Origin of the sequence: Microbacterium istanbulense, from assembly GCF_037204145.1 — a bacterium.
Taxonomy (GTDB): domain Bacteria; phylum Actinomycetota; class Actinomycetes; order Actinomycetales; family Microbacteriaceae; genus Microbacterium; species Microbacterium istanbulense.
The window spans coordinates 1-5,759 of record NZ_JBBDGN010000024.1; the positions used below are offsets into that span (position 1 = coordinate 1).

General features: G+C 55.2%; 3 rRNA genes. All 3 read left to right on the forward strand.

Features of this window, described 5'->3' with window-relative positions:
- Positions 1-530: 530 nt before the first annotated feature.
- Positions 531-2,055, forward strand: a 16S ribosomal RNA gene (locus WDU93_RS15120).
- A 354-nt stretch (positions 2,056-2,409) separates the two neighbouring features.
- Positions 2,410-5,516 (forward strand): 23S ribosomal RNA (locus tag WDU93_RS15125).
- Positions 5,517-5,627: 111 nt separating this feature from the next.
- Positions 5,628-5,744 (forward strand): 5S ribosomal RNA (rrf, locus tag WDU93_RS15130).
- The 16S, 23S and 5S rRNA genes sit together here, the layout of an rRNA operon.
- The last annotated feature ends 15 nt before the right edge of the window (positions 5,745-5,759 follow it).

Below are 5,759 nucleotides of genomic sequence, written 5' to 3' on the forward strand. Positions count from 1 at the left end.
GCGACACGCCCGAGTTACGGTGCTGATTTGCCGGATGCCGGGATCCCGCGTAACTTATTACTTGTTCGCCCCACAGGGAAGCGGAAGGGCCGGAAGGCCTCACCCCCCTCAAGCTGGCGGACCACCTCCCACTCCGAAGCTCAACTTGAGCGCTCGACGCTTCTGCGTCTAGGATGGGAGCTTCCACCTCTTCCTTCGGGTCACCGGGTGTGTGCAGTGAGTCTTCGACTCGCTCCGCATGTCGAGTTGACACTTCGGATACGGTGGAGTATGATTGTGAAGTTGCCCTGCGCGTCTCACCTTGGTTGGTGGGTGTGTGGGTGCGTCCGATCCTTGAGAACTCAACAGCGTGCACTTGTCAAATGCCAAATTATCCTCGTCCAGCTTTCGGGCTGGTTGAGAATTCCTTTGGATCAAAGCCCAACCTTTTGTGGGTTGGCATTGGATGAAGTCAGTTGATTTTGTCTCTTTGGTCATGATTGAACTCGCGGCGTGTCATCGTTTTCCCGGTGGTGCGTTTGCAACTGTTTTTTACGGAGAGTTTGATCCTGGCTCAGGATGAACGCTGGCGGCGTGCTTAACACATGCAAGTCGAACGATGAACCAGGTGCTTGCACTTGGGGATTAGTGGCGAACGGGTGAGTAACACGTGAGCAACCTGCCCCTGACTCTGGGATAAGCGCTGGAAACGGCGTCTAATACTGGATATGTGACGTGGCCGCATGGTCTGCGTTTGGAAAGATTTTTCGGTTGGGGATGGGCTCGCGGCCTATCAGCTTGTTGGTGAGGTAATGGCTCACCAAGGCGTCGACGGGTAGCCGGCCTGAGAGGGTGACCGGCCACACTGGGACTGAGACACGGCCCAGACTCCTACGGGAGGCAGCAGTGGGGAATATTGCACAATGGGCGGAAGCCTGATGCAGCAACGCCGCGTGAGGGATGACGGCCTTCGGGTTGTAAACCTCTTTTAGCAGGGAAGAAGCGAGAGTGACGGTACCTGCAGAAAAAGCGCCGGCTAACTACGTGCCAGCAGCCGCGGTAATACGTAGGGCGCAAGCGTTATCCGGAATTATTGGGCGTAAAGAGCTCGTAGGCGGTCTGTCGCGTCTGCTGTGAAATCCCGAGGCTCAACCTCGGGCTTGCAGTGGGTACGGGCAGACTAGAGTGCGGTAGGGGAGATTGGAATTCCTGGTGTAGCGGTGGAATGCGCAGATATCAGGAGGAACACCGATGGCGAAGGCAGATCTCTGGGCCGTAACTGACGCTGAGGAGCGAAAGGGTGGGGAGCAAACAGGCTTAGATACCCTGGTAGTCCACCCCGTAAACGTTGGGAACTAGTTGTGGGGTCCTTTCCACGGATTCCGTGACGCAGCTAACGCATTAAGTTCCCCGCCTGGGGAGTACGGCCGCAAGGCTAAAACTCAAAGGAATTGACGGGGACCCGCACAAGCGGCGGAGCATGCGGATTAATTCGATGCAACGCGAAGAACCTTACCAAGGCTTGACATACACGAGAACGGGCCAGAAATGGTCAACTCTTTGGACACTCGTGAACAGGTGGTGCATGGTTGTCGTCAGCTCGTGTCGTGAGATGTTGGGTTAAGTCCCGCAACGAGCGCAACCCTCGTTCTATGTTGCCAGCACGTAATGGTGGGAACTCATGGGATACTGCCGGGGTCAACTCGGAGGAAGGTGGGGATGACGTCAAATCATCATGCCCCTTATGTCTTGGGCTTCACGCATGCTACAATGGCCGGTACAAAGGGCTGCGATACCGTAAGGTGGAGCGAATCCCAAAAAGCCGGTCCCAGTTCGGATTGAGGTCTGCAACTCGACCTCATGAAGTCGGAGTCGCTAGTAATCGCAGATCAGCAACGCTGCGGTGAATACGTTCCCGGGTCTTGTACACACCGCCCGTCAAGTCATGAAAGTCGGTAACACCTGAAGCCGGTGGCCTAACCCTTGTGGAGGGAGCCGTCGAAGGTGGGATCGGTAATTAGGACTAAGTCGTAACAAGGTAGCCGTACCGGAAGGTGCGGCTGGATCACCTCCTTTCTAAGGAGCACTGCACTCTTTGGGGTGACAGAGCCGGATTCACACCGAATGTGTGTGACCGGAGCTCATGGGTGGAACATTTGACATGCTGTCAGCGCGGCTGGCTCTGCTTAGTACGGTCTTCGGATCTGGAAGGGTGGGGTTGGTGAGCGGGGTGGCTGCACGCTGTTGGGTCCTGAGGGACCGGGCCGGCCAGTTTTCTGGTTGTTCTGAACCTCATGGCCCTTACTTCTGTTGACCGGTTGGTTAGCGGGGGTGGGGGACCGCCCGTACTTTGAGAACTACACAGTGGACGCGAGCATCTTAAAGAAAAATTTCTGCCGGTCTTTTCCTGGACCGGTGGAGCTCATGTGATTTCAAGTCTTTAAGAGCAAACGGTGGATGCCTTGGCATCTGGAGCCGAAGAAGGACGTAGCAATCTGCGATAAGCCTCGGGGAACTGATAAGCAAGTTTTGATCCGAGGGTGTCCGAATGGGGAAACCCCGCCAGGCGTTTGTGCGACCTGGTGACTCCCGCCTGAATATATAGGGCGGGTAGAGGGAACGTGGGGAAGTGAAACATCTCAGTACCCACAGGAAGAGAAAACAACATGTGATTCCGTGAGTAGTGGCGAGCGAAAGCGGATGAGGCTAAACCGGGTGTGTGTGATAGCCGGCAGGCGTTGCATGCCCGGGGTTGTGGGACTTTTCGTGCTGTTCTGCCGAGCAGTGGGCGTGATGCGGTCGTATAGACGAATGGTTTTGAAAGGCCAGCCATAGTGGGTGCCAGCCCCGTAGTCGAAATGCGAGCCGCAGCGTGAAGAGTATCCCAAGTAGCACGGGGCCCGTGAAATCCCGTGTGAATCTGTCAGGACCACCTGATAAGCCTAAATACTCCCAGATGACCGATAGCGGACAAGTACCGTGAGGGAAAGGTGAAAAGTACCCCGGGAGGGGAGTGAAATAGTACCTGAAACCGTTTGCTTACAAACCGTTGGAGCACCCCTGGTAGGTGTGACAGCGTGCCTTTTGAAGAATGAGCCTGCGAGTTAGTGATATGTGGCGAGGTTAACCCGTGTGGGGTAGCCGTAGCGAAAGCGAGTCTGAATAGGGCGATTCAGTCGCATGTCCTAGACCCGAAGCGAAGTGATCTATCCATGGCCAGGTTGAAGCGACGGTAAGACGTCGTGGAGGACCGAACCCACTTAGGTTGAAAACTGAGGGGATGAGCTGTGGATAGGGGTGAAAGGCCAATCAAACTTCGTGATAGCTGGTTCTCTCCGAAATGCATTTAGGTGCAGCGTTGCGTGTTTCTTGCCGGAGGTAGAGCTACTGGATGGCCGATGGGCCTCACCAGGTTACTGACGTCAGCCAAACTCCGAATGCCGGTAAGTGAGAGCGCAGCAGTGAGACTGTGGGGGATAAGCTTCATAGTCGAGAGGGAAACAACCCAGACCACCATCTAAGGTCCCAAAGCGCGTGCTAAGTGGAAAAGGATGTGGAGTTGCTTAGACAACCAGGAGGTTGGCTTAGAAGCAGCCACCCTTGAAAGAGTGCGTAATAGCTCACTGGTCAAGTGATTCCGCGCCGACAATGTAACGGGGCTCAAGCGCGCCACCGAAGTTGTGGCATTGACATTTTTGGTAGGCCTTCGTGGTCCAGCCGTGTTGATGGGTAGGAGAGCGTCGTGTGGCGAGTGAAGCGGCGGTGGAAACCAGCCGTGGACGCTACACGAGTGAGAATGCAGGCATGAGTAGCGAATGACGTGTGAGAAACACGTCCTCCGAAAGACCAAGGGTTCCAGGGTCAAGCTAATCTTCCCTGGGTAAGTCGGGACCTAAGGCGAGGCCGACAGGCGTAGTCGATGGACAACGGGTTGATATTCCCGTACCGGCGAAGAACCGCCCAAGCTAATCCAGTAATGCTAAGTGTCCAAAGCTGAGCATCGTCACCTTCGGGTGACACCGTTCAGTGGAGCACACGACCCTATGCTGGTGCGGCTAGCGTATTAACAGGTGTGACGCAGGAAGGTAGCCCAAGCCAGGCGATGGTTGTCCTGGTGCAAGTGCGTAGGCCGAGTCATAGGCAAATCCGTGACTCATACAGGCTGAGACACGATGCGGATAAAAAGTGGGTGATCCTATGCTGCCGAGAAAAGCATCGACGCGAGGTTCCAGCCGCCCGTACCCCAAACCGACTCAGGTGGTCAGGTAGAGAATACCAAGGAGATCGAGAGAATCGTGGTTAAGGAACTCGGCAAAATGCCCCCGTAACTTCGGGAGAAGGGGGGCCTTCGACGTATTAGGACTTGCTCCGAAAGCGTTTGGAGGCCGCAGAGACTAGTGGGTAGCGACTGTTTACTAAAAACACAGGTCCGTGCCAAGTCGCAAGACGATGTATACGGACTGACGCCTGCCCGGTGCTGGAAGGTTAAGAGGACCGGTTAGCCGCAAGGCGAAGCTGAGAATTTAAGCCCCAGTAAACGGCGGTGGTAACTATAACCATCCTAAGGTAGCGAAATTCCTTGTCGGGTAAGTTCCGACCTGCACGAATGGCGTAACGACTTCCCAACTGTCTCAACCGCGAACTCGGCGAAATTGCATTACGAGTAAAGATGCTCGTTACGCGCAGCAGGACGGAAAGACCCCGTGACCTTTACTACAGCTTGGTATTGGTGTTCGGTGTGGCTTGTGTAGGATAGGTGGGAGACTATGAAGCATGGACGCCAGTTCATGTGGAGTCATTGTTGAAATACCACTCTGGTCACTCTGGATATCTAACTTCGAACCGTAATCCGGTTCAGGGACAGTGCCTGGTGGGTAGTTTAACTGGGGCGGTTGCCTCCCAAAAAGTAACGGAGGCGCCCAAAGGTTCCCTCAACCTGGTTGGCAATCAGGTGGCGAGTGTAAGTGCACAAGGGAGCTTGACTGTGAGACTGACAGGTCGAGCAGGGACGAAAGTCGGGACTAGTGATCCGGCAGTGGCTTGTGGAAGCGCTGTCGCTCAACGGATAAAAGGTACCTCGGGGATAACAGGCTGATCTTGCCCAAGAGTCCATATCGACGGCATGGTTTGGCACCTCGATGTCGGCTCGTCGCATCCTGGGGCTGGAGTAGGTCCCAAGGGTTGGGCTGTTCGCCCATTAAAGCGGTACGCGAGCTGGGTTTAGAACGTCGTGAGACAGTTCGGTCCCTATCCGCTGCGCGCGTAGGAAGTTTGAGAGGATCTGACCCTAGTACGAGAGGACCGGGTTGGACGAACCTCTGGTGTGCCAGTTGTTCCGCCAGGAGCACCGCTGGTTAGCTACGTTCGGGATGGATAACCGCTGAAAGCATCTAAGCGGGAAGCCGGCCTCAAGATGAGACTTCCATGCCCCTTGTGGGTGAGAGGCTCCCAGCCAGACTACTGGGTTGATAGGCCAGATGTGGAAGCACGGTAACGTGTGCAGCTGACTGGTACTAATAAGCCGACGACTTGATAACACCCTTTCTTTCCAAGATTTTTCGCGTCCACTTTGTGGTTCTCGACGTACGGTCGGAACCAAACAACACCACACTCAACGTGTGTGTTGCCGATGAACATGTCAATAGTGTTTCGGCGGCCATAGCGTGAGGGAAACGCCCGGTCACATTCCGAACCCGGAAGCTAAGCCTCACAGCGCCGATGGTACTGCAGGGGGGACCCTGTGGGAGAGTAGGACACCGCCGGACTTCTCTTAAGTAAAA